The 24,267-nt window shown below is 68.8% G+C and carries 14 protein-coding genes; 5 read left to right on the forward strand and 9 right to left on the reverse strand.

Going from position 1 to position 24,267, the window contains the following annotated elements:
- Positions 1 to 12: 12 nt before the first annotated feature.
- Both VMT65_RS21625 and VMT65_RS21630 read left to right on the forward strand, forming a co-directional pair.
- Positions 13 to 1,443 carry an FAD-binding oxidoreductase gene (locus VMT65_RS21625; RefSeq protein ID WP_326310332.1) on the forward strand — a complete coding sequence of 477 codons (1,431 nt, stop codon included), beginning with the start codon at positions 13 to 15 and terminating at the stop codon, positions 1,441 to 1,443.
- On the forward strand, positions 1,440 to 2,756 hold the full coding sequence (locus VMT65_RS21630; protein WP_326310118.1) for a class I SAM-dependent methyltransferase: 1,317 nt from the start codon (positions 1,440 to 1,442) through the stop codon (positions 2,754 to 2,756). Before VMT65_RS21625 ends, VMT65_RS21630 begins: the two co-directional genes overlap by 4 nt.
- Positions 2,757 to 2,810: 54 nt before the next feature.
- On the opposite strand, the gene VMT65_RS21635 is transcribed toward VMT65_RS21630, so the two are convergent.
- The 5 genes from VMT65_RS21635 to VMT65_RS21655 form a co-directional block, all read right to left on the reverse strand.
- On the reverse strand, positions 2,811 to 4,286 hold the full coding sequence (locus tag VMT65_RS21635; protein ID WP_326310119.1) for an alpha/beta hydrolase: 1,476 nt from the start codon (positions 4,284 to 4,286) through the stop codon (positions 2,811 to 2,813).
- 93 nt (positions 4,287 to 4,379) lie between these two features.
- On the reverse strand, positions 4,380 to 7,919 hold the full coding sequence (locus VMT65_RS21640; protein ID WP_326310120.1) for a protein kinase domain-containing protein: 3,540 nt from the start codon (positions 7,917 to 7,919) through the stop codon (positions 4,380 to 4,382).
- Between the two features lie 328 nt (positions 7,920 to 8,247).
- Positions 8,248 to 10,410 (reverse strand): 3-hydroxyacyl-CoA dehydrogenase NAD-binding domain-containing protein, encoded by a 2,163-nt coding sequence (locus VMT65_RS21645; protein WP_326310121.1) that lies wholly within the window; start codon positions 10,408 to 10,410, stop codon positions 8,248 to 8,250.
- Between the two features lie 37 nt (positions 10,411 to 10,447).
- Positions 10,448 to 11,659: an acetyl-CoA C-acetyltransferase gene (locus VMT65_RS21650; RefSeq protein ID WP_326310122.1), complete on the reverse strand. Its 1,212-nt coding sequence runs from the start codon at positions 11,657 to 11,659 to the stop codon at positions 10,448 to 10,450.
- Positions 11,660 to 11,914: 255 nt separating this feature from the next.
- Positions 11,915 to 14,368 (reverse strand): DNA polymerase III subunit gamma and tau, encoded by a 2,454-nt coding sequence (locus VMT65_RS21655; RefSeq protein WP_326310123.1) that lies wholly within the window; start codon positions 14,366 to 14,368, stop codon positions 11,915 to 11,917.
- 393 nt (positions 14,369 to 14,761) lie between these two features.
- Here VMT65_RS21655 and VMT65_RS21660 point away from each other — a divergent pair, with 393 nt between their 5' ends.
- Both VMT65_RS21660 and VMT65_RS21665 read left to right on the forward strand, forming a co-directional pair.
- Positions 14,762 to 15,595 carry a hypothetical protein gene (locus VMT65_RS21660; RefSeq protein WP_326310124.1) on the forward strand — a complete coding sequence of 278 codons (834 nt, stop codon included), beginning with the start codon at positions 14,762 to 14,764 and terminating at the stop codon, positions 15,593 to 15,595.
- A gap of 104 nt (positions 15,596 to 15,699) precedes the next feature.
- The gene (locus tag VMT65_RS21665; protein WP_326310125.1) at positions 15,700 to 16,995 is read left to right on the forward strand and encodes an ammonium transporter; all 1,296 of its coding nucleotides are present in this window, start codon (positions 15,700 to 15,702) and stop codon (positions 16,993 to 16,995) included.
- Between the two features lie 24 nt (positions 16,996 to 17,019).
- Here the strand turns inward: VMT65_RS21665 and VMT65_RS21670 are convergent, their stop codons facing one another.
- A complete protein-coding gene (locus tag VMT65_RS21670) occupies positions 17,020 to 18,249 on the reverse strand; it encodes a neutral zinc metallopeptidase (protein WP_326310126.1) in 1,230 nt (409 codons plus the stop codon).
- A gap of 85 nt (positions 18,250 to 18,334) precedes the next feature.
- On the opposite strand from VMT65_RS21670, the gene VMT65_RS21675 reads away from it, so the two are divergent.
- The gene (locus VMT65_RS21675; RefSeq protein WP_326310127.1) at positions 18,335 to 19,942 is read left to right on the forward strand and encodes a DUF2207 family protein; all 1,608 of its coding nucleotides are present in this window, start codon (positions 18,335 to 18,337) and stop codon (positions 19,940 to 19,942) included.
- A 19-nt stretch (positions 19,943 to 19,961) separates the two neighbouring features.
- Here the strand turns inward: VMT65_RS21675 and VMT65_RS21680 are convergent, their stop codons facing one another.
- The 3 genes from VMT65_RS21680 to VMT65_RS21690 are packed head-to-tail and all read right to left on the reverse strand — an operon-like array spanning position 19,962 to position 24,228.
- Positions 19,962 to 22,658: a fumarate reductase/succinate dehydrogenase flavoprotein subunit gene (locus tag VMT65_RS21680; RefSeq protein WP_326310128.1), complete on the reverse strand. Its 2,697-nt coding sequence runs from the start codon at positions 22,656 to 22,658 to the stop codon at positions 19,962 to 19,964.
- The gene (locus tag VMT65_RS21685; protein ID WP_326310129.1) at positions 22,658 to 23,419 is read right to left on the reverse strand and encodes an ABC transporter ATP-binding protein; all 762 of its coding nucleotides are present in this window, start codon (positions 23,417 to 23,419) and stop codon (positions 22,658 to 22,660) included. The genes VMT65_RS21680 and VMT65_RS21685 overlap by 1 nt, the downstream gene beginning before the upstream one ends.
- The gene (locus VMT65_RS21690) at positions 23,416 to 24,228 is read right to left on the reverse strand and encodes an ABC transporter permease (RefSeq protein ID WP_442790274.1); all 813 of its coding nucleotides are present in this window, start codon (positions 24,226 to 24,228) and stop codon (positions 23,416 to 23,418) included. The genes VMT65_RS21685 and VMT65_RS21690 overlap by 4 nt, the downstream gene beginning before the upstream one ends.
- Positions 24,229 to 24,267: the final 39 nt, after the last annotated feature.

Here is a 24,267-nt window from a genome sequence, read left to right on the forward strand (position 1 = left end):
CCGAGGGTGGCAGTGAGTCTGTTGGGGAAGGCCGGACGCGCACCGGTCGCACAGGAATCAGGTTTCACCGCGCATCAGGCTGGAGTCGATCGACTGCTGGCCTCCTACCGGGCGATCCCACCCGATGCGAACGTGCGCCTGGCCAAGAAGACGTCCAACCTCTTCCGGGCCCGGGCGCGCACCACCGCGCCGGGACTGGACGTGTCCGGATTGACGCAGGTCATCGCGGTGGACCCGGAGGCCCGCACGGCCGATGTGGCGGGCATGACGACCTATGAGGATCTGGTCGCCACCACCCTGCGCTACGGACTCGCCCCGCTGGTGGTGCCGCAGCTCAAGACCATCACCCTGGGCGGCGCGGTCACCGGGTTGGGCATCGAGTCCACCTCCTTCCGCAACGGCCTGCCACACGAATCGGTCCTGGAGATCGACGTGCTCACCGGGGCCGGGGAGATCATCACCGCCACCCGCGACGGCGAACACTCGGATCTGTTCCGCGGCTTCCCGAATTCGTACGGCACACTGGGGTATTCGACGCGGCTGAAGATCGAGCTGGAAAAGGTCGAGCCCTATGTCGCGCTGCGGCACATCAGGTTTCACGATCTGCGTGAACTCGAGGCCGCCATGGTCGCGATCATCGCCGAGCGCGCCTGGGACGGCGAACGGGTCGACTACCTCGACGGCGTGGTGTTCACCGCCGACGAGAGCTACCTGGTGCTGGGCCGCCAGACCGACGAGCCCGGACCGGTCAGCGACTACACCGGCATGGACATCTTCTACCGGTCCATCCAGCACGACGCCGCGCAGCCCAAGCGGGATCGGCTGACCATTCACGACTACCTGTGGCGCTGGGACACCGACTGGTTCTGGTGCTCACGGGCTTTCGGTGCCCAGAACCCGACCATCCGGCGGTTCTGGCCCAAGCAGTACCGGCGCTCTAGCTTCTACTGGAAGCTCATCGCGCTGGACCACAAGTACGCCATCGGCGACAAGATCGAAGCGCGGCACGGGAATCCGCCGCGCGAGCGGGTGGTGCAGGACATCGAGGTGCCCATCGAGCGCACCGCGGACTTCGTGGAGTGGTTCCTGCGCGAGATCCCGATCGAGCCGATCTGGTTGTGCCCGTTGCGGTTGCGCGACACGGAGGGCGAGCGCCCCTGGCCGCTGTATCCGCTCGAGCCCGACCGCACCTACGTCAATGTGGGCTTCTGGTCGGCGGTGCCGACCACTCCGGGACAGCAGGAGGGCGCGGCCAACCGCGCCATCGAGCGCAAGGTTTCCGAACTGGACGGTCATAAATCTCTGTATTCGGACGCCTACTACGACCAGGATGAGTTCGCGGCCCTCTACTACGGGGGCGACACCTACTCCTCCCTCAAGAAACGCTACGACCCGGATTCTCGTCTACTGGATCTGTATTCGAAGGCGGTGCAACGCAAGTGACCACGTTCAAGGACCGTTCCGACGTATTCGCCGAGCTCGGAACCAAACTCAGCATTGCCGAGATCTTCGAGACGCTGCTCGACGGCCCCGTGCCCATTCGGCTGACCTGCTACGACGGCAGCAGCGCCGGTCCGGCGGACTCCGAGTTCGGCCTCGAGATCAAGACCCCGCGCGGGGTCAACTACATCGCCACCGCGCCCGGCGACCTGGGCCTGGCCCGCGCCTATATCGCGGGTGACCTGGAAGCCCACGGCGTGCATCCCGGCGACCCCTACGAACTGCTGAAGGCCATGGGCGGCTTGAAGTTCCGCCGCCCCACCGCCCTGCAGCTGGTGGTCATCGCGCGCTCGCTGGGCTGGGAGCTGCTCAAGCCGATCGCCCCGCCGCCGCAGGAGACGCTGCCGCGCTGGCGGCGCATCGCCCTGGAAGGCCTGCGGCACAGCAAGGCTCGCGACGCCGAGGCCATCCACCACCACTACGACGTCTCCAACACCTTCTACGAGTACGTGCTGGGACCGTCGATGACCTACACCTGCGCCGCCTACGAGGATCCGGCCTGGACCCTCGAACAGGCGCAGGAGAACAAGTACCGCCTGGTCTTCGACAAGCTGAACCTGAAGGCCGGGGACCGGCTGCTCGATATCGGGTGCGGCTGGGGCGGCATGGTGCGCTACGCCGCCAAGCGCGGGGTCAAGGTCATCGGCGCGACCCTGTCCGCCGAGCAGGCCGAGTGGGCGCAGGCCAAGATCGCCGAGGAGGGCCTGTCCGACCTGGCCGAGGTGCGCCACTCCGACTATCGCGATGTGCGCGAGGGCGACTTCGACGCGGTGTCCTCCATCGGGCTCACCGAACACATCGGCGTGCACAACTACCCGGCCTACTTCGAGTTCATCAAGTCGAAGCTGAAGGTCGGCGGCCTGTTCCTCAACCACTCGATCACGCGGCCGGACAACACCCGCGTCACCAAGGCGGGCGACTTCATCGACCGCTACGTCTTCCCCGACGGCGAGCTGGCGGGCTCCGGGCGCATCATCTCCGAGATCCAGAACGTGGGTCTGGAAGTGCTGCACGAGGAGAACCTGCGCCAGCACTACGCGCTCACGCTCGCCGAATGGTGCGACAACCTGGTGAAGAACTGGGACGACGCGGTGGCCGAGGTCGGCGAGGGCACCGCCAAGGTGTGGGGACTCTACATGGCGGGCTGTCAGCTGGGCTTCGAGAAGAATGTCGTGCAGCTGCACCAGATTCTGGGTGTGAAGCTGGGCGACGATCAGGCTTGGACGGTGCCGCTGCGGCCTTGGTGGAAGGCGTAGGAACGCTCGTAAGTCTGTGAAGGAGTGCGCCTTTGGCGCACTCCTTCTGACGTTCTACGACGATATGCCCGCCACGGGAACTCCCAATCGTGCTGTCAGCCAAGGGAACGACGAGGTGAAGGCCGAGGCGGCGAACTGCCAGGTGTGCCCGCCGACGGTGGTGTGCACCGTGCAGTCGATGCCCACCTTCTTGCCCTCGTCGCACAGCGTCTCGGCGGCGCCCTCCTCATTGGTGTCCCGGACGCCGTCGCGGCCGCCCTTGCCGATCTGCTCCTCGTTCACCTTCGGCATGCCGGGGTAATGCATTTGCTGACCGTTGGGCTCCTGGCCGTAGTCGTTGCGCTTCGGCGCGGTCAGGTCGTCGAACAGGCCCACGACATTCGTGTACGGCCCGTGCTTCGCCATGACCGTCAGCGGATCGAATTCCGCGTAGGCGTCGGCATTTCCGCCGTAGAGACGCTTGATGGTCTGTTCCTTGGTGCCCGCCGTCGGCCCCAGATCCCCCGCGATGTCCACGAAGGTGCCGAACCGCTCCGGATGCATGACGGCCAGATCCACCGCGCAGGTGCCGCCCATGGACCAGCCCACCACCGCCCACTGTGCCGGATCGGGTGAGACCCCGAAGGTCGACTCCATATAGCCCGGCACATCCTTGGTCAGGTGGTCGGCGGCATTACCGCGCGGGCCGTTCACGCATTCGGTGTCGTTGTTGAAGCTGCCGCCCGAGTCCACGAACACCAGCACCGGTGTCACGCCATTGTTCTTGGCCGCGAAATCGTCCACGGCGGGCATGATCTGGCCGCTGCGGGCCCAGTCCGCGGGCGTATTGAACTCCCCGCCGATCATCATGACGGTCGGCAGTGTGGGCGGCTTGTCACCGGCGAACCACGCGGGCGGCAGGTACACGTATTCGCTGCGATGCCGGAAGTCGCTGCCCGCCTCCGGAATATCGACCTCGACGATCCGGCCCGTCCCCACATTCGTATTGCGCAGCGACGCCAGCTCGTCCTGATCGACCTGATGCGGCAGCGGATCGGCATTGACCGCGTCCCACGCCGCCTGCACGGTCGGGTAGTAGCCGACCCACTGGTTGAGCACCACGCCCGTGTACAGCAGCGCCACCGGCACCGCCAGCACCGCGGCGATCCGCTGCCACCAGGATCCGGTCCGCAGACCGACAATGGCGGCCGCGAGCCCGGCACCGGTCAGTCCCACACACGCCCACAGCAATCCCGGAGCCGGATCCGAGGCCAGGCCCTGATCGTTGGTGTAGCTCCAGGCCGCCCAGGCCGCGGCCGCACCCACCACCGCGCACACCGGCATCCACAGCAGCCACCAGCGCCGCGTGAACCGCGCGAACGCCAGCACCAGCAGCAGCACCGCGACGAACAGCACGACCTGCGGCACCCAGCCGTGCAGCAGCGAAAGTCCATGGTGGAAGCCCGGGTATCCGGTGCGCGCGGCCGGCGCCTGCGGTGCGGGCGGCGGGCCGAGGGGCGGGGACTGCAGCGGCGCACGGGTCGATGACACGACGGCGATTGTCGACGAGCTTCCTCGAGAAACGCTGTGAACACCCTCAATGAAGGCTGGACACCACTCGGTCTCCTACGGCGGGGAAGCCTCCTACAGCAGCGAATCGAGGAACCGTCGCGGCACCTCCGGCCCGTCCGGACCGGTGCCCAACGGCATCTCGTGCCGCAGGGTGCGCAGGATATTGAGGACACCGGGCCCCGCGTCCAACAGCGGTCGCGACCAACCCAATTCGGCGCACCGTATCACTACCGGGCTCAATACCGCGATGGATTCACCGAGCCAACCCGAGGCGGACAGGCATTCGGCCAGCAGCAGCGCGGCATCCAATTCCGCGCGCGGGCGGTGCTGATCGCGAATCCGCGCGTGCAGGGCGCGGGCGCGTTTGACCGCGGTGTCATCGGTGCCCAATGGCGCGAGATCGTCGCTGCCGCGGTCCTCCCCGCGATAGTGCCGGGCCAGCAGCGCGCGAATGGTCGCGATCTCCTCGGCCTCGGCGGCCAGCGCGGCCGCGCCCGTGGCGTGGCGCAGCGAGCGCACCAGGGGATCGGTGACCAGCCCGGCGGTGAGCGGATCGGCGGGCAGACCCAGCCGCATGCGCTCGGCGCGCACCTGGGCGGCCAGCCGGGTGAGCTTGCGCTCGGCCGCGATTCGCGCGCCCTCGTCGAGGCGGGCCGTGGCGGTCTCCAGGTCGCCGCGCACCGCCTTCACCCGGGCCCCGCTCACGAAGATGGTCACCAGGAAGTCGACCGGCCCGACCCGGGCGGTCAATTCGTGGCTCTGGTCCAGCAGTCGCTCGGCCATGTCCAGATCCCCGCGCCGGTAGGCCAGCTCGCCCAGCAGCGCGGCCGCCACCCGCGCCGGATTCGAGCGCGAACCCGCCCGGTCCCGCGCGGTCTGCCAGGCCTGCTCGAAACACTGTGTGGCGACGTCGATATCGAGTTCCTCGTAGGCGGCCGCGCCCTGGCCGCACAGTCCGAACACCTCGCCCAGCGGATCCGCGGATCGGGCGTGGTAGGCGGCGGCCCACTCCTGCGTGCGCCGCGCGCCCTCGAAGTCGAACTCGCACAGGCGCACGTACGAGGCCAGATTCGCGGCCGTGGACACCGTCCACGGCGGGAGTTCGTCGGCCAGCTTCAGGCTTTCGGCGATCTTGTCCAGCACCCCGTCGGTGCGATCGCGGGCCACCTGGTCGGCCGCGGCCAGCACCGCGGCCTGGCAGCGCTGATGCACCGCCTCGGTGTCATCGGTCGAGCTGCGGGCCAGCATGTTCGACAGCCGCCCCAGCGCGGTGCGGGCCGCGCCCGACTGCTGCAGGTTCACATTCGCCCGCGCCAGCGCCATCAACAGCTTGGATCGCGAAGCCACCTGCTGCACGGGCAGTTTCGACACCGTCCCGAACAGCGTGGCCAGCCGCGAGCTGTCGATCAGGTCCATGCCGCCCTTCTCGACCAGATCCAGCGCGTACTTCAGGTCGGTGGCGGCCAGCGCGTGATCCACCGACTGGCGGATCAGATTGTGCTCGGCGAACCAGCGGGAAGCCTTGCCGTGCAACTTCTTCAGCTGGCCGGGCTGGGCGCGGTCGAGGCGGGCGCGCAGATGCTCGGCCACCATCGGCTGCATGCGGTACCAGCTGGAATCCCCGGCGAGCCGGTGCAGGAACAATTCTCGCTGCTCGGCCTGCTCCAGCAGCTCGGCGGCGTCGGACGCGCCGGTGAGCGCCTCGGCCAGGGACGCGTTCACCCGCTCGGGAACCGCGATGGCGCTGAGGAATTCGAGCAGGCGCGGCTCGATGGTGTCGAACACGTTCTCCGCGAGGTATTCGCGAATCGCCTTGTTGTCACCGGAGAGTCCGGCAATGAGCCGGTCCACGTCATGGTCCGCCGAGCCTTCTCGCCCGTGTCCGGGGCGCAGCGACAGACCCGCGAGCTGGATCGCCGCGGGCCAGCCGTCGGTGGCGGCGTGGATCTGCTCGACCTGGCGGTCGCTCAATGCCAGCCCCATGCGCTCGACCAGGATCTGGCGGGTCTCGTCCGCGGTCAGCCGCAGCTCCTGGGCCCCGATCTCCACCAGTTCGTCGGCCACCTGCAGCCGACTCAGCGGCAGCCCGGCCCGCTCCCGGCTGGTGATCACGAAACGCAGGTGGTGCGAACAATTGTCGAGCAGCGACTCCATGGCCCGCTGCGCCCCGGAATCGGTGATGCGATGCCAGTCGTCGACCACCACGACCACCAGGGCGTCGCTGGCCGCGAGCTCGTCGATGAGCGCCGACACCGCGTACGGCACCGCCTCGGCGGGCCGCTCCTCCAACAGCTGCTCGAGCCCCGCGCCGATCTCCGGGCGCACCTTGCGAATCGCGGCGATGATATGCGACAGCAACCAGACCTCGTTGTTGTCGGCGTCGCTGTCGATGCCGATCCAGGCCACCGTCACCCCGCGATCGGTGAGCTCACCGCACCACTGCAGGGCCACCGTGCTCTTGCCGAAGCCCGCCGGGCCGTGGATCATCGCCAGACGTCGCCGCCCGCCCGCGCGCAGCGGTTCCAGCAGCCGGGGCCGCGGAATCGGTTCGCGGGCCGGGGTCGGCGGCAGGAATTTCGTTGCGGCCGTGGGCGGCACGGTATTTCCGGTGGCCGGGAAGCGAATGCTCGGGGAGCCCGAGGGACGCAGCGTCAGCGACGGACTGCGCGGCGCGGTCACCACCGTGTGCGTGCGCCCCCGCGTATAGGCCTGTGTCGCTTCGGAATCCGCGCCCTCCCCGGTCGTCTCGTCACCGGCGAGCAGCGCCATCTCGTCGGGCACCTGCCCCTGCTCGTCCTGCACGGTGCGCAGCAACTCACCGAATTCCACCGCGCTGCCCGGCCGATCCCGCGGGTCCGGCGCCATGGCCGCCTCGATGGCCGTGGCCACCCCCGCCGGAATCTGCAACTCGCGTAGGTCCGGTACCGGCTGGCTGGTGATGCGCAGGAACTGCGCGATGACCTTCTCCCCCGCCTGCCGTTCGAAGGCGGCGTGACCGGTCAGCAACGCGAACAGGGTAGAACCCAGACCGTAGACGTCCGAGCGCACGGTGGGCTCGTCGCCCTTGAGCACCTCGGGGGCGGTGAACGCGGGCGAGCCGGTGATCATGCTCGTGGAGGTGCGGAAACCCCCTGGGATACGGGCGATTCCGAAATCGGTGAGCTGCGGCTCGCCGTAGCGGCTCAGCAGCACGTTCGCGGGCTTCACGTCCCGGTGCAGCACCTGCGCGCGGTGCGCGGTCTCGATGGCCCCGGCCAGCTTCACCCCGACCCGCAGGGAGTCGGCCCAGGTCAGCGGGCCACTGTCGCGCACCACCTGCTCCAGCGATCCCCTTGTGGCATAGGGCATCACGATGTAGGGGCGGCCGCTGGGCGTCACGTCCACCTGCAGGATGTCGACGATGTTGGGATGTCCGGACAACCGGCCCATGGCATGTTCCTCGCGCAGGAACCGCTCTCGACCGTCGTCGTCTATCTCGGTGGACAGCACCTTCACCGCCACCACCCGATCCAGGGACCGCTGCGCACAGCGGTACACCACCCCGAATCCGCCCCGCCCGATCTCCTCCGCGTCGAACAGGCCCATGGCCTCGAGCTCGTCGGTGATGCTCATGGGAAGGTATGCCTGCGTGGAGTTTTCGGGAGGGGTCTTTTCACTCCGCGAGCCCTCTGGGCGCGCCAATGGGTTCATAAGGACCACCTCGAACAACTGCCACCGTCGAACTGGAACGAGCGCGTACCGAACGTACGGGCTGTTTCCGGTGTTCTACCCGCGCATAGTCCAACGTAGCGCGGACCCGGGCACCCTGTCCGCGAATCGGCCCCCGTGCCGGTACACCGGCCCGTCCCCTTCATACCTCATTAATCGCCGAGACCCGGGCCGCGTATTTCGCGACCCGGGTCTCGGTTTCTACAGCGTCAGCGGTGCGACCGCCGTCGGCTTACTTGCGCAGCGAGGCCGGAACCTCGAAGCGGCTGCCGAACTTGGCGGCCAGCTCGTCGGCGCGGGCCACGAAGGCCTCCTGGCCGCCCGGGTAGCCCACGATGAACTGGTGGGTGCCACCGGTCCAGGCCGGGAAGCCGATGCCGAAGATCGAGCCGATATTGGCGTCGGCGGTCGAGGTCAGCACGTTCTCGTCGAAGCACTTCTGGGTCTCGATGGCCTCCGCGAACAGCATGCGGTCCTCGAGATCCTGGAAGGTGACGCCCTCGGGCAGCTCGGTCGAGGTCTTGAACAGCGACCGCAGCTCCGGCCACAGGCTGGTGGCCTTGCCGTTGTCGTAGTCGTAGAAGCCCGCGCCGCCGGCCTTGCCCTTACGGTCGAACTCGCCCACCAGCTTGTCGAGGATCTGCGCGGTCGCCGCGGAGGCCGCGTCGATCTCGCCGCCCGCGGCCACGATGGCCTCGGCGGTCTCCTTGTAGATCTTCTGCATGGTGGTGAAGTTCAGCTCGTCCGACAGCTTCAGCGGCGCCGCCGGGTAGCCCGCCTGCAGACCGGCCTGCTCGATGGTCTGCGGGTCGACGCCCTCACCGAGCATCATGATGGCCTCGTTGATGAACTTGCCGATCACGCGCGAGGTGTAGAAGCCGCGCGAGTCGTTCACCACGATCGGGGTCTTGCGGATGGCGAGGGTGTAGTCGTACACCCGGGCCAGCGCCTCGTCGGAGGTCTTCTCGCCCTTGATGATCTCGACCAGCGGCATCTTGTCGACCGGGGAGAAGAAGTGGATGCCGATGAAGTCCTCGGACCGCTTCACACCATTGGCGAGCAGGGTGATCGGCAGGGTCGAGGTGTTGGAGCCGAGCAGCGCGTCGGCGTCCACGATGTCCTCGATCTCCTGGAAGACCTTGGCCTTGAGCTCCGGGTTCTCGAACACGGCCTCGATGACGAAGTCCACGCCCGCGAAGTCGGCCGCGTCGGCGGTCGGCTTGATGCGGTCCAGCAGGGTCTTCGACTTCTCCTCGGTGGTCTTGCCACGCGAGAGCGCCTTCTCCTCGAGCTTGACCGAGTAGTCCTTGCCCTTGTTGGCGGCCTCGATGGTGACGTCCTTGAGGACGACGTCGATGCCGGCCTTGGCGGTGACGTAGGCGATGCCCGCGCCCATCATGCCCGCGCCGATCACGCCGACCTTCTTGATCTCACGCTTCGGCACGTCCTTCGGACGCGAGCCGCCGTTGTTGATCGCCTGCAGGTCGAAGAAGAACGCCTGGATCATGTTCTTGGCGACCGGGCCGGTCAGCAGGGACACGAAGTAGCGCGACTCGATCAGCGAGGCATTGTCGAAATCGACCTGCGCGCCCTCGACCGCGGCGGCCATGATGGCCTGCGGGGCAGGCATGTTCTGGCCCTTGAGCTGCTTGCGCAGGTTGGCCGGAAAGGCCGGGAGGTTGGCGGCCAGCGCCGGGGTGGACGGGGTGCCGCCCGGGATCTTGAAGCCCTTCTTGTCCCACGGCTGCACCGCGGCGTCGGCGTTGTCCTTGTTGGCCAGGATCCACGCCTTGGCGGCCGGGACCAGCTCCTCGACGGAACCGACGACCTCGTTGACCAGGCCGGTGGCCTTGGCCTTCTGGGCGTTGAACTCGTTGCCCTGCAACAGGACACCCATCAGGCCGTTGGCGATGCCGAGCATGCGGGTGATGCGGGTGACGCCGCCGCCGGCGGGCAGCAGACCCAGCTTCACCTCGGGCAGGCCGATCTTCAGGCCCTTCACGTCGGCGGCGATGCGGTAGTGGGTGGCCAGGGTGATCTCCAGGCCGCCACCGAGGGCCGCGCCGTTGATGGCGGAGACGACGGGCTTGCCCAGCTGCTCGAGACGACGCAGGTCGCTCTTGATGAAGGTGAGCTCTTCCATGATGGCCGCGGCGTCCGCCGGGGTGGTCTGCATCATGTTCTTGAGGTCACCACCGGCGAAGAAGGTCTTCTTGGCGGAGGTGATGACGACACCGGTGATGTCGTCCTTCTCGGCGACCAGGCGGTCCACGGTGGCCCGCATGGAGTCCTTGTAGAGCTGGTTCATGGTGTTGGCGCCCTGGTTCGGGTCGTCCATGGTCAGCACGACGATGCCGTCGGCGTCCTTTTCCCAGCCGATCATGTTCTCGGTCATAGTCTTTCGTGTCTCCCTTGAGAAAAGTCGGTGGGCGTCAGACGCGCTCGATGATGGTGGCGACACCCATGCCGCCGCCGATGCAGAGGGTGATCAGCGCGTAGCGCGCGTTGCGACGGTGCAGCTCGTCGACCATGGTGCCGGTGATCATGGCGCCGGTGGCGCCCAGCGGGTGACCCATGGCGATGGCGCCGCCGTTGACGTTGAGCTTCTCGTCCGGGATCTGCAGATCCTTCTGGAACTTCAGCACGACGGAGGCGAAGGCCTCGTTGATCTCGTAGAGGTCGATGTCCTCACGCTTCAGACCGGCCTTGGCCAGCGCCTTCTCGGCGGCCGGGGTCGGACCGGTGAGCATGATGGTGGCGTCGGCGCCGGAGGTCGCGGTGGCGACGATGCGGGCGCGCGGGGTCAGACCCGAAGCGGCGCCGGCCTCTTCGGAGCCGACCAGCACCATGGCGGCGCCGTCGACGATGCCCGAGGAGTTACCGCCGGTGTGGACGTGGTTGATGCGCTCGACGTAGTGGTAGCGCTGCATGGCCACGGCGTCGAAGCCGCCCATCTCGCCGATGCCCTCGAAGGCCGACTTCAGCTTGCCCAGGTCGGCGGCGGTGGTGCCGCGACGCATGTGCTCGTCGTTGTCCAGCACGGTCAGGCCGTTGATGTCCTTGACCGGGACGACCGAGCGGGAGAAGTAGCCGTTGTCCCACGCCTTGGCGGACAGCTCCTGCGAGCGCACGGCGTAGGCGTCCACGTCGTCACGGGTGAAGCCCTCGATGGTGGCGATGAGGTCGGCCGAAATGCCCTGCGGGACAATGTAGCTGTCGTAGCTGGTCTTCGGGTCCATGAACATGGCGCCGCCGTCGGAGCCCATCGGCACGCGGGACATGGACTCCACGCCACCGGCGATGACCAGGTCGTCGAAGCCGGAGCGGACCTTCTGCGCGGCCAGGTTGACGGCCTCGAGGCCGGAGGCGCAGAAGCGGTTGATCTGGAAGCCGCCGACGGTGTCGGGCAGGCCCGCGGTCAGCACGGTGGTGCGGGCGATGTCGGCGCCCTGGTCACCGACCGGCGAGACGACACCCAGGATGATGTCCGAGATGCGATCCTCGTCCAGGTTGGGGAACCGGTTCCGCAGCTCCTGGACCAGACCGGTGGTCAGGTCGATCGGCTTGACCGAGTGCAGAGCGCCCCCGCGGTTCTTGCCGCGCGGGGTGCGGATGGCCTCGTAAATGTAGGCCTCTGTGGTCATATCGGAGTTTTCCTCTCTTGGGTGCGCCGTCACCGCGTTGTGCGGAGCGGCCGCGGGTAACCTCGCCGACCGGCCTTAACGACCGACCGCCTGACGCTGTACAAACCACGTCACGAGCAGGTTTGTTGACGCTCCAGTAGGCCCTCACGCCTGGGCATACCTTAGAACCTCGCGAAACCGATACTCACGGCCACCCGATCATAGTACCGAACTATGCGAACTCCGGTTAACTTAATCTGCCCCGCAGGCGAACTGTCAACCCTCGAGAGGTGTGGCCCCCAACTCCGACCGCAGCAGCGCTAGCGCCACCTCATCCGGGTCGCGACGCTCCTCCGGAGGCACCGGCTTGGCCGACTCCTCGAGCATCTCCCGCTCTTCCTCCGGCGTAGTAGCAGGTGGGACGCCGTCATAACCTACCGGCGAGTAGTCCCCCGGCCCCGGATCATCGGGAAGGTCCGGCCCGTCAGGTAGTGGAATATCGTCCTCGGGCGGCGCGAACCGGGCGGGGCCCGCCGCATCCGATTCCCCACCCGCCGAACCCGACGGCGCGGGCGTCGGCGCGGCCGGAGTCGCGGGCGCGGGTGAGCTCCCCCACCCACTCGCCGCGGGCTCGGCCACCGGCGCGGCCGCGGCCGCCTTGGCCTGACTCGGCCGCGAGAACGTGGGCGCGGCCTTCTTCGGCGCGGCGGGTGCGCTCGGGGCGGCGGGCCCGCGGCTCGCACCCGCCTTCGCGGCGCCACCACCGGACCCGGCCCCGCCGACCTCCCACTTCACCCCGTGCTCGCGGCCCAACACGGCCTTGACCGCCGACTGCACCGCCTCCACGTACTTCGGCTGCGACAACCGCTGCGCCAACGGCTCGTGCTGATGCGCGAAGACGATCGTCTCCCCTTCGACCCGAGCCACACTGGCCCCGGACAACAGCGCGTGCACCGCCGCCCCGAACTCCCGCACCTTGGCCCGAATATCCGCCCACGCCGCCTCGATCTCCTCGAGCACCGCGTCCCCACCGGCCGCGACATCGGTAGCGGCCGGTTCCGGCTCGGGCGCGACCACCGGCAGCGCGGTGACCTCGGGTTCCGCAGCGGCCTCCGGCCCGGGCACCGCGACCGGATCGGCAACCGGCGCAACGGCTTCGGTGACCGCCACTTCCGGGGCCGCCGCCACCGGGGCGGGCTCGGGCTCGGGAGCGGCCGGGATCGACTCCGGCACAGGGTTTTCCGTCGGCGACGCGGGCGAGACCGAAGGCGCGGCACTGCCTACCGGGCTCAGTTCCGGCGGCCGAATCGCGGTGCCACCGGTCGGGACTTGCGGGGCCGGATCACCGGCCGGGTCGACCGGGGGAGCCGAAGTCACCGGCGCGGCTTCCACCTCGGCGGCGGAAGTCGCTGGCGCGCTGGACTTTTCGGCGCGCATGGCGGCCAGGGCTGCCGCACCGCGACGGCCCGGAGGCGCGGCGGCAGCCGCGGAGGAGGCCGGGGTCGCCTGCTGCGGGGCGGCCTGGGCCTGTTGCGCGGCGGACGAGAGCTGTTGTGGCGCAGCGGGGATCGCACCCGTGGCGATTCGGCGTTCCAACTGCTCCAGGCGCTGCAAGGTCGCCGTTTCGGCGTCGGAGGCGGCCGGGAGGAGCATGCGGGCGGCGATGACCTCGAGCAGGAGGCGGGGGTTGGTGGCTCCGCGCATGTCGCCGAGGCCCTCGTGGAGGAGTTCGGCGTGGCGGGCCAGGGTGGCCGGGCCGAGGCGGTCGGCCTGGGCGCGCATGCGGTCGAGGACGTCGCCGGGGCCGGTGACCAGGTTGCGGTCGGTGGCGTCGGGGACGGCGCGCAGCAGGATCAGGTCGCGGAGGCGTTCGAGCAGGTCGGTGGCGAAGCGGCGGGGGTCGTGGCCCGCCTCCACCACGCGGTCGATGGTGCCGAACAGGGCCGCGCCGTCGGCGGTGGCCAGGGCCTCGACGGCATCGTCGATCAGGGCGACGTCGGTGACGCCGAGCAGCGAGACCGCGCGGGGGTAGGTGACGCCCTCGGGGCCCGCGCCCGCGAGCAGCTGGTCGAGCACGCTGAGGCTGTCGCGGGGCGAACCGCCGCCCGCGCGAATCACCAAGGGATACACCGACTCCTCGACCTGCACGCCCTCTTGATCGCAGATCTTGCCGAGCAGCCCGCGCATGGTGGCGGGCGGCAGCAGGCGGAACGGGTAGTGGTGGGTGCGCGAGCGGATGGTGGGCAGCACCTTGTCCGGCTCGGTGGTGGCGAAGACGAAGATGAGGTGGGCGGGCGGCTCCTCCACGATCTTGAGCAGCGCGTTGAAGCCCGCGGTGGTGACCATGTGCGCCTCGTCGACGATGAAGACGCGATAACGGGATTCGGCCGGGGCGTAGAAGGCGCGGTCGCGCAGTTCGCGGGTGTCGTCCACACCGCCGTGGCTGGCGGCGTCGAGTTCGATGACGTCGAGGTTGCCGGAACCGCCCGGGCCCAGCGCCACACACGACGAGCACACGCCGCACGGCGTGGAGGTCGGGCCCTGCGCACAGTTCAGCGAGCGCGCGAGAATGCGCGCGGAGGAGGTCTTGCCACATCCGCGCGGTCCCGAGAACAGGTAGGCATGACTGATCCGCCCGGTGTCGAGCGCGGTACTCAGGGGATCGGTGACGTGCTCCTGACCCACCACTTCAGCGAACGTTGCCGGTCGGTACTTCCGGTACAGAGCCACGGGGGAAGGTTACCGGCCGCTACCGACACGGAACGATTCGCTGCCGGACCGCCCGGACTGTGATGCAAATCACATGCATTCCGAGGGCTCAGTAGATACCGACCGGACCGAACTCCAAACCCTGCTGATCTTCGCAGCAAATTCTCAGCGTGTCTTTAGGCCCGGATTGCCGAACCCGCCTCATCTGCTACGTCACCAGATACAGACTTACGTTCTGTTTCAACTCCACAGAGCGGACATAACGATCCAGTCAATCGATGCGGCAAGATCGCAATCGTTTGGCTACCGTGGACATCGGCAACTTCGGTAGCCAAACCTTCATCAGGTTGGTTGCCCCGGCCGGTCCCTCATCCCGACCGGGGCACAACCAAATCTCCCGGAGGACATGCCCAAGTGCCGTCGCACGACGTCATCGCCGCCGCCTGGCTCTCCAGCACCGAATTCGCGGGTGACCCCGCCGCCGCCGGTCTGCTCAGTCGAGCCATCAGCCCGCACGATTACGACATCAAACGTGACTCGCTACCGGTGTCCGCCGCCGCCGACCCGGCCACCGCGGGCGCGATCCTGGAATTACTCCAGCGCGGCCAGGTTCCGACCATGGCCGCGATCAAGACCCTCATCGTCCAGAACGACATGCGCGCCGAGGCCGAGCGCATCGAGCGGCTGGGCCGCCGGGCGCAGCGCAGCATCGACGACTTCGGGCGCGTGCTGGCCAAACTCACCGACGAGTACTGGACCGCGCACGGCACCGGCCCGACCCGTCGCGACATTCTGCTGACCGAGCCCGTGATCGCCCTGATCCGCGATCGGGTGGGCGAGATTCCGCCGACCGCCATCAAGCATCTGTGGTTGATCGAGCGCGCGCAGCGCGCGGGCTGGATCGCCTACAACGCCACGCCCCGATCCCTGTGTGCCGGAAGGCGTTTCCATGCCGCACGGTATGGAAACCGGGTCTCGCTGCGGCCGGTGAACACCATCGGCACGCTGGTCGCGGCCTATCTGCGCGATCAGGTCGCCGAACTGGGCCGCCCGCCGCGCTGGTCGGTGCTGGCCTACGAATTGCGCGATGACCGGGGTCGCCGGGTGTTCAACGACACAGCCGACGCCCGCGCCCAGCAGCAGTGGCTGGTGACCGCGGAGTGGATGGCGCTCGAGGACGGCAATCCGGTGCCCGGCCCGCGCGGATTGCGCGCCCTGGCCAAGAAGGTCAAGAGTTCCCGCAGCTAGAGCTGTTACGGGCCGGTTTCCAAACTCGCATATTTGTAACAGCGCCTTAACGTGAGGATTCGGTAACTTCCACGAAACGCGATCCGCGTGGAAGGAGTTACCGCATGACACCCCACCTCGACCCGGCGGCGACGGCCTGGCTGTTGGCCGCCACGGCGTTGGTGCTGTTGATGACCCCCGGCCTGGCCATCTTCTACGGCGGCATGGTGCGGTCCAGCGGTGTGCTCAACATGCTGATGATGAGCTTCATCTCGATTCCGCTGGTGGCGGTGGTGTGGCTGCTGGGCGGCTACAGCCTGGCCTTCGGGGATGACGCGGCGGGCGGAATCATCGGTGACCTCGGGCATTTCGGGCTCGCCGGGATCAATCCGGACACCCTGCACGTGGTGGACGCGAAAACCGGTGCGGCGGTGCCGGAGCTGTTGTTCGTCACCTTCCAGCTGACCTTCGCGATTCTGACCGTGGCGCTGATCAGCGGCGCGATCGCCGACCGCGCGAAGTTCTCGGCGTGGATGATCTTCGTGCCGGTGTGGGCGCTCATCGTGTACGCCCCGATCGCGCACTGGGTGTGGACGCCGGACGGCTGGCTGAACAAGCTGGGCGCGCTGGACTACGCGGGCGGTCTGGTGGTCGAGATCGCCTCGGGCGCTTCGGCGCTGGCCATGGCCATCGTGCTGGGACCCCGCGTGGGCTTCAAGGTCGATGCCATGCGGCCGCACAATCTGCCGTTCGTGCTGTTGGGCGCGGGTCTGCTGTGGTTCGGCTGGTTCGGCTTCAATGCCGGTTCGGCCCTGCAGGCCAATGGGATTGCCGCGGCGGTGTTCCTGAACACGCTGGTGGCGGGCTGCCTGGGCATGCTGGGCTGGCTGGTGGTGGAGGCGCGCCGCGACGGCAAGCCGACCACCTTCGGCGCGGCCTCGGGCGCGGTGGCGGGTCTGGTCGCCATCACGCCGTCCTGCGGTGAGGTGAACACCATCGGCGCGGTGATCGTGGGTCTGGTCGCGGGCGTGGTGTGTTCGTTCGCGGTGAGCTGGAAGTTCAAGGGCAACTACGACGATTCGCTCGACGTGGTGGGCGTGCACTTCGTGGGCGGCATCGTGGGGACCCTGCTGATCGGCTTCCTGGCCGCGGCGGTCATGACCGGCGGTCCGGAGGGCCTGTTCTACGGCGGCGGGCTCGGACAGCTGGGCAAGCAGGCGGTGGGTGTGGTCGCGGTGGCGGCCTTCGCCTTCGGGGTGACGTTCCTGCTGGGCAAGCTGCTCGACAAGGCCATCGGCTTCCGGGTCAGCCGCGAGGACGAGATCGGCGGCGTGGACTTCGCGCTGCACGCCGAGACCGCGTACGCCGAAGGCGTGCACGGGCATTCGCCGAGCCGGATCGGAAAGCCGTCGGGGCACTGAGGCACCCGGTTGACACCGACCCGTTCAGTTGACCTTGCTGGCCGGGACGCTGAAGGTGTTGCACGCCATGGCGCGGTCCTTGTCGTAGCCGATCACGAACCAGTCGCCCATGTTCTGCGCGGTGCCGTGATCACGCATATCGCCGGGGGCGTCACCCCGGTGGTAGGCGTCGTTCTTGGCCACGCCGATCTGGGCGCTGGACAGTGACCCGCCATTGCTCGAGGACGACAGGTACATGCCGTCGAAGCATTGGGCCTGCTGTTCGGTGCGCCGGGACAATTCGAGTCCGAGGTCGCTGCGCGCCCCCGCGTCCCGGCGCTGGGAGTGCACCTTGCCGAGAATTCCGGCCTGGGCCTGGACGTGGTGGCCGTATTCGTGGGCGAAGACCGACAGGTAGACCACCCAGTTGTTGCCGAACAGATCGGTCTGCAGCTGGCTGATCGGCATATAGATGGTCATATCCGCCGAGCAGTAGAAGGCCGCGAAATTGCTGCTGTTGCCGGTGCACAGCGTGGTGATGCCGCTGGTCGTGGCCGACACGTTCAATTTCGGCTGCTCGAATGGCAGATTCATCTTGTCGAACAACGGCTTCCACGCCGAGTACAGACAGTCGGCGGCCGTCTGGAAGAACTTGCGGGCGACGTCGACCTGTGTACCCCACTGGGTGTAGGCGCATTTCGCGGGCAGCAGCGTGTAGTCGGGATTGGTGAGCAACGGGTTGTCCGCGGTCGCCGCGACACCGCGGTTCTCCCCGGCATCGCCGGAGTAGGTGGTCTTGACGGTCGAACCCGCGTTGATGGTGTGCAGGCCCGTGGTGATGGCGGTGCGCAGCAGGACACCGGTCACGACCAGAATCAGGATCACCAGCAGCGCGCCCACTCGACCGCGGCGCGGCGGGGTGGGGCGGGCCGCCGGGAAACCACCGGTCGGCGGGGCCGCGGCGGGCGGCGGCATGGGTGCCCGGTAGCCGGGCGCGGCCTGACCGTAGGGCGGCTGGCCGTAACCCGGGGGCGGCGGAAAACCCTGGCGCTGTGGATAACCCGGCGGCGGGACGGCGGCACCGGGCTGTTGTGGATAACCGGGACGCTGGGGATAACCCGGCGGTGGCACCGGTCGGCCGGGCGGACGCTGGCGCGGCACGGCGGGAAAGCCCTGCGGCGGTGCGGGATAGGCCGGATTGCCCTGCGGCTGCGGCGTTCCCGGCGGACGCTGGCCCGGGGGCGTGGGTCCGTGATCGGACGGTGGGCGAGTCATCCCCCGCACCCCCTCGTTCCTCAGCGATAACCGGCCTGCGACTTGCCGCTGAGGAAGGATAGCAAGCTGGCTAGAGTACTCGGTCATGCAGATTTTTCGGGGGGCCGCCCTCGTCGCGCTGCTGCTCGCGCTGGCGGGTGTGGCGGCACCGGCCGCGTGGGCGCAGGCGGACGGTGTGGACATCACCGCCGAGGTGAATCTGGGCGACGACGGTCTGCTGCGGATCACCGAGACCGTGAAAGTGCCCGAGGGCGGAGAATTTCGGCAGGTGCTGCCGCTGCGGGTGCAGACCGGCGCGGCGGTGCAGCGGAATTTCCAGGTCACCGACGTCTCCGCGACCGGCGACGGCGAGGCGGGTGTCGCCAACGATCAGTTCACGATCACCGCCCGCCCCGGGTCGACGACCGTCAAGTACACGATCCACAACACCGTCAGTGACGCCACGGGCGCGCAGGTGTTCCAGTGGACCGGCGTACTGAATACCGATGTGGCATCGATCAATGCGACGATCTCGAGCCCGAGTTTCCGCATGGGCGTCACCAAATGCACCGTCGGCCCGCCCGGAAATCCCCAGGACTGCGCCGATATTCGCGTCGAGCCGGACGGGTTCGCGCATTTGTCGAAGACGGATCTGCACAAGGGCGACATTCTCGATGTGACCCTGCAGCTGCCGCCGAACACGGTGAAGGCCAATGCCGATGTCCGCGATGACAATGCGCCGGGCGCGTTCTCGCTGACCGGCCCGGTCTTCGCCGCCTTCGGCGTGCTGCTGGCGGCGCTGGCCGCGGCGGCCGGATACGTGGTGTGGTCGCGGCGCTCCGCGCCCACCGGCACCGAGACGTTGGATCCGCTGGTGCGCCAGGGCGATCGGGTGCAGTTCACCTCGCCGGACGGCATGCTGCCGAGCACGGCCGGACTGCTGCTCGACGGCCACGCGGACGTCCCCGACATGGCGGCCACGGTGGTGGATCTGGCGGTGCGCAACTATCTCTGGGTGAGCGCGGTCGGCGATTCGGATTGGCGCTTCGCCCGGGTGAATCCGCCGGACGAGCACCTGACCGCCTACGAGCGCGCGGTGTACGCGGCCCTGATTCCGGAGGGCGTCGATTCGGTGCTGCTGTCGCAGCGGCGCGGCCAGATCGACGCGAAGGCGGTGCGCACCGCCCTCATCGACGACGCGGTGGCGGCCGGGGTGTTCGTCGACCGCTCGCGCCGGGGCGTCGAATTCTGGCTCGGGGCGGGGCTGATCGTCGTCGGCGTGATCGCGACCGTGGCGCTCGCGTTCGGTCCCCAGCGGCACGCCCTGGTCGGTGCGGCCATCGCACTCGGTGGCGTGGCGGCACTGCTGCTCCCCCGCTACCTGCCCGCGCGCACGGCCTTGGGCCGCGAGCTGACCGGGCAGGTCGATGCCATACTGCGCGGCCTGGACGCGCTCGCGCCGCAACAGATCCCGGCACCCGATCAGGAGCTGGTCTTCTCCCGGGCGCTGCCGTTCCTGGTCGCCGCGCGGCGCGGTGACCAGTGGGTGCGCACCTTCCGCGATCTGGACCCGACGGCGGACGGGAGTCCGGGTCTGTACTGGTTCGGCGGCTTCGAGGGTGACCGCCGCCTGCACCGCTTCGGCGCGCACTTCCCGTATTTCATTACCGCGGTGGAGGGTTTGTTCCGGGACGCGGGTCGGGACGCGACGTAGGACTCAGCCCGCGTAGGACTCAGCCCGCGTGCACGGCCAGTGCGCGCCGGGCGTAGGCGCGCACGTCGGCATCGCTGTCGGCGAGGGCGGTGTCCAACGCCGCGCGGGCCGCGGCGGATTCGGGCCAGGTGCTCAGCGTCAGCACGGCCGCCTTGCGAATGTCCGGGTGGATATCGGCGAGGGCGGCGTGCAACGGCTCGGCGGCGAGCTCGGCACCGACCGCCGCCAGGCCGCGGGCCGCACCCTCGCGAATCTGCCAGGCCGAATCACCCAGGGCGGCGGTCAAGGTCGCGGTGTCGGCCGCCGTACCCAGGCGCGCCAGCGCGGTGAGCGCCGCGGCCCGGACCAGCGGATCGCGGTCGCGGACCAGCGCGCGCACGGTGTCTGCCCCGCCGAGCCCGATGGTGGCCAATCCGCGCGCGGCGGCAATGCGGACCTCGCGGTTGTCGTCGTGAGCGGCGGCGGTCAAGGCGGACCATTCGTCCAGGGAGACCAGGGCGTGCACCGCCTGGACCCGGACGCGATGGTCGGTGTCGACGGCGGCCTTGGCGAACAGTTCGGCGGAGCCGGAGCGCAGCGCGCGGGACAGATCCACCACGGCCGCGCGCACGATCGGATCCGGCGAATCCGCGTGCCGGGCGAGACCGGTTGCGGCGGGCAGGATTTCGGCCAGTTCCCGCAGGCCCGCGACGGCGGCCAGGCGCACCTGCGCGTCCTCGTCGGCGAGAGCGTCGATCAGTTCTTCCGCGAAGCCGTCGGGGGTGTTCTCGGTCAGCACGGACAGCGCCGTGGCGCGCACCCGCGGATCGGCATCGGCGAGGTAGGGCCGCAACTCGGTGACGCCGGGTGCGTCCAGGCCCAGCAGCAGCGCGATGCGCGGGGCGACAACGTCTTTCGGGGCCGATGCCGCGGCCGGGCCGTGCGATCGCACCTGCGCGCCCAGGTTGGGCGGCGTACCGACCAGGGCGGGCTGAGCCACCGGAATGACGGTCGGATCGTCCGAGGGCAGGGCGTTCAGCCCGGGGACGGGCACGAAATACGGTGCCACCGGCCGCTTGTGGAACTCCATCCGCCCGTCGTCGGTCTTGCGCAGGTTCAGGTGGTAGCGCCATTCGACGTCATCGCGGGCGGGCAGGTCGGCCCGCTCGTGATAGAGGCCCCACCGCGATTCGGTGCGGGTCAGCGAGGAGCGGGCGGCCATTTCCGCGCAGTCGCGAATGAAACTGACCTCGACACAGCGCATGAGCTCGTGCGGGGTGCGCGCACCCATGGCGGTGAGATCGTCGCGCATGCGGTCGAAGGTCTCGATGGCGAGGGAGAGCTTGGTGGCCGTCTTGGGCGGGGCCACATAGTCGTTGACGAAGCGGCGCAGCTTGTATTCGACCTGCTGCTGGGGCGGGCCGTCGGGATTGCGCAGCGGACGGTAGACGAGCTCGTGCGCGGCGACGAGCTGATCGGCGGGCAGTTCGGCGGGCGCGGGCACCTCGGCGAGGGTGGACGCCGCGTGCGCCCCGGCGAGGTCGCCGTAGACGAACGCGCCGATCATGTAGTTGTGCGGCACGCAGGCCAGGTCACCGGCGGCGTAGAGCCCGGGAACCGTGGTGCGGGCATGTTCGTCCACCCACACCCCGGACGCGGAATGCCCACTGCACAAACCGATTTCGGAGATGTGCATCTCGATGTCGTGGGTGCGGTAGTCGTGGCCGCGATTGGCGTGGAAGGTGCCGCGCGTGGGTCGCTCGGTGGTGTGCAGGATGCCCTCGAGCGCGTCGAGGGTCTCCTCGGGCAGATGCGAGACCTTCAGATAGATGGGCCCGCGCGCGGATTCGATCTCGCGCTTCACCTCCGACATCATCTGGCCGGACCAGTAGTCGGAGTCCACGAAGCGCTCGCCCAGGGCGTTGACCTGGTAGCCGCCGAACGGATTGGCCACGTACGCGCAGGCTGGGCCGTTGTAATCCTTGATGAGCGGGTTGATCTGGAAGCATTCGATGCCCGAGAGTTCCGCGCCCGCGTGGTAGGCCATGGCGTAGCCGTCGCCCGCATTGGTGGGGTTCTCGTAGGTGCCGTAGAGGTAGCCGGAGGCGGGCAGGCCGAGGCGGCCGCAGGGACCGGTGGCCAGGATGACCGCCTTCGCGCCCACCGCCACGAATTCGCCGGTGCGCGTGTGCAGGGCGGCCGCGCCCACGGCGCGACCGTTCGCGGTGAGCACCCGCACCGGCATGAGCCGGTTCTCGATGCGAATGCGCTCGCGCATGCTGCGCTGCCGCAGCACGCGGTACAGCGCCTTCTTCACATCCTTGCCCTCCGGCATGGGCAGCACATAGGACCCCGACCGGTGCACGCGGCGCACCGCGTACTCGCCGTAGGCGTCCTTCTCGAACTTCACGCCGTAGCGTTCGAGCCGCTGCACCATGGCGAACCCGCGGGTGGCGGTCTGATAGATGGTGCGCTGGTCGACGATTCCGTCATTGGCGCGGGTGATCTCGGCGACGTAGTCCTCCGGCTCGGCCTTGCCCGGAATGACCGCGTTGTTGACGCCGTCCATGCCCATCGCCAGCGCGCCGGAGTGGCGGACGTGCGCCTTCTCCAGCAGCAGCACGTTCGCGCCCGCCTCGGCTGCGGTGAGCGCGGCCATGGTGCCCGCGGTGCCGCCGCCGATGACCAGCACATCGCAGTCCAGGCGGGTGGTGTCGGCGAGATCGGGGATATCCATCAGTTCGTTGCCTCCGTGAGCTCGCCCGAATGATCCAGGGCGGCAATGATTTCGGTGCGCAGGGCGGTGCGGTCGACGCCGGTTTCGCGGGGCCGCGGGACATCCAGCAGCGCGCGCAGCGGTCGACCGGCCCGGCCCAGGACCGCGACGCGATCGCCGAGCGACAGTGCCTCGTCCACGTCGTGGGTGACGAAGACCAGGGTGGTGGGGTGGCTGCGCCAGGTGTCGATCAGCAAGCGCTGCATGGTGTTTCGGGTCTGCGCGTCGAGCGCGCCGAAAGGCTCGTCCATCATGACCGCGCGGGGCGCGCCCGCCAGCCCGCGCGCCAACTGCACGCGTTGGCGCATGCCGCCGGACAGGGATTTGGGCAGGAAGTCGGCGAACCCGGTGAGCCCGATCTCGGCGATCCAGCGATCGGCCAGGTCCCGACGGCCGGTGCGCGGCACACCCCGAAGCTTCAGTGCCAGTTCGATATTGGCGCGCACACTCTTCCAGGGCAGCAGGGCGTTGTCCTGGAAGACGACCGCGCGATCGCGATCGGTGCCGGTCACCGCGACCCCGTCGGCCAGAATCCGTCCGGAGTCGGGCCGGAGCAGTCCGGCCAGCGCGCGCAGGACGGTGGACTTCCCGCAGCCGGAGGGGCCGGTGAGGATCAGGATCTCGCCGGGCCGCACCGTGAGCGACAGATCGTCGATCACGGGCGCTCCCGTATAGGACAGTGCGACCCGGTCGAGAGTCAATCCGATTCCGGCGGTGCTCATTTCGCGACCTCCTCGCCGCGCGGCAGCCAGTGCGTGACCCGTCGTCCGAGGAATTCCACGGCGGCCGAGGTGGTGTAGCCGAGCACGCCGATGGTGATGATCCCGACGAAGACGCCCGGATAGTCGACGATGGTGTACGCCTGCCAGGTGCGGTAGCCGACGCCCAGCCGCCCCGAGATCATCTCGGCCGACACCACGCAGATCCAGGCCACGCCGATGCCGGTGGACAGTCCGCCGAAGACGCCGGGCAGGCTGCCGGGCAAGACGACTCGCCAGATCACGTCCCAGCGGGTGCCGCCCTGGGTCCGCACCGACTCCTCCCAGATGGTCGGCAGCGCCCGCACCGCGTGCCGGGTGGCGACCATGATCGGGAAGTACGCGGCCAGGAAGGTGATGAACACGATCCCGGCCTCGTCGTCGGGGAACAGCAGAATCGCCACCGGCACAATGGCAATGGCCGGAATCGGCCGCGCCAGCTCGGTGAGCGGTCCGACGAGGTCGGCGAACCAGCGCGAACGCCCCAGGGCCACACCGGTGATCACGCCGACGGCCGCCGCCAGCCCGAATCCGGTGAGGATCCGGATGAGCGACTGGCCGAGGTCGAGATAGTAGGTGTCGGTGCCGAGTTGATGCCGGAAGGCCCGCACGATCTGCGTGACGGTGGGCAGGGTGTCGAACCGCACCCAGAGCCGAAGATGGTTGGCGGTCAGCAACTGCCACAGACCCACGGCGACCAACACCGACGTCGCCCGAACCACACGCGAAAGCCAAACCCCCCGACCTGTCCGCGAACGACCCGCCTCCGTCATTCCGGCGTGCTTTTGGCCGGAATCCACCGTGGATCCCGG

It is taken from the genome of Nocardia sp. CDC153 (genome assembly GCF_035818515.1).
Taxonomy (GTDB): domain Bacteria; phylum Actinomycetota; class Actinomycetes; order Mycobacteriales; family Mycobacteriaceae; genus Nocardia.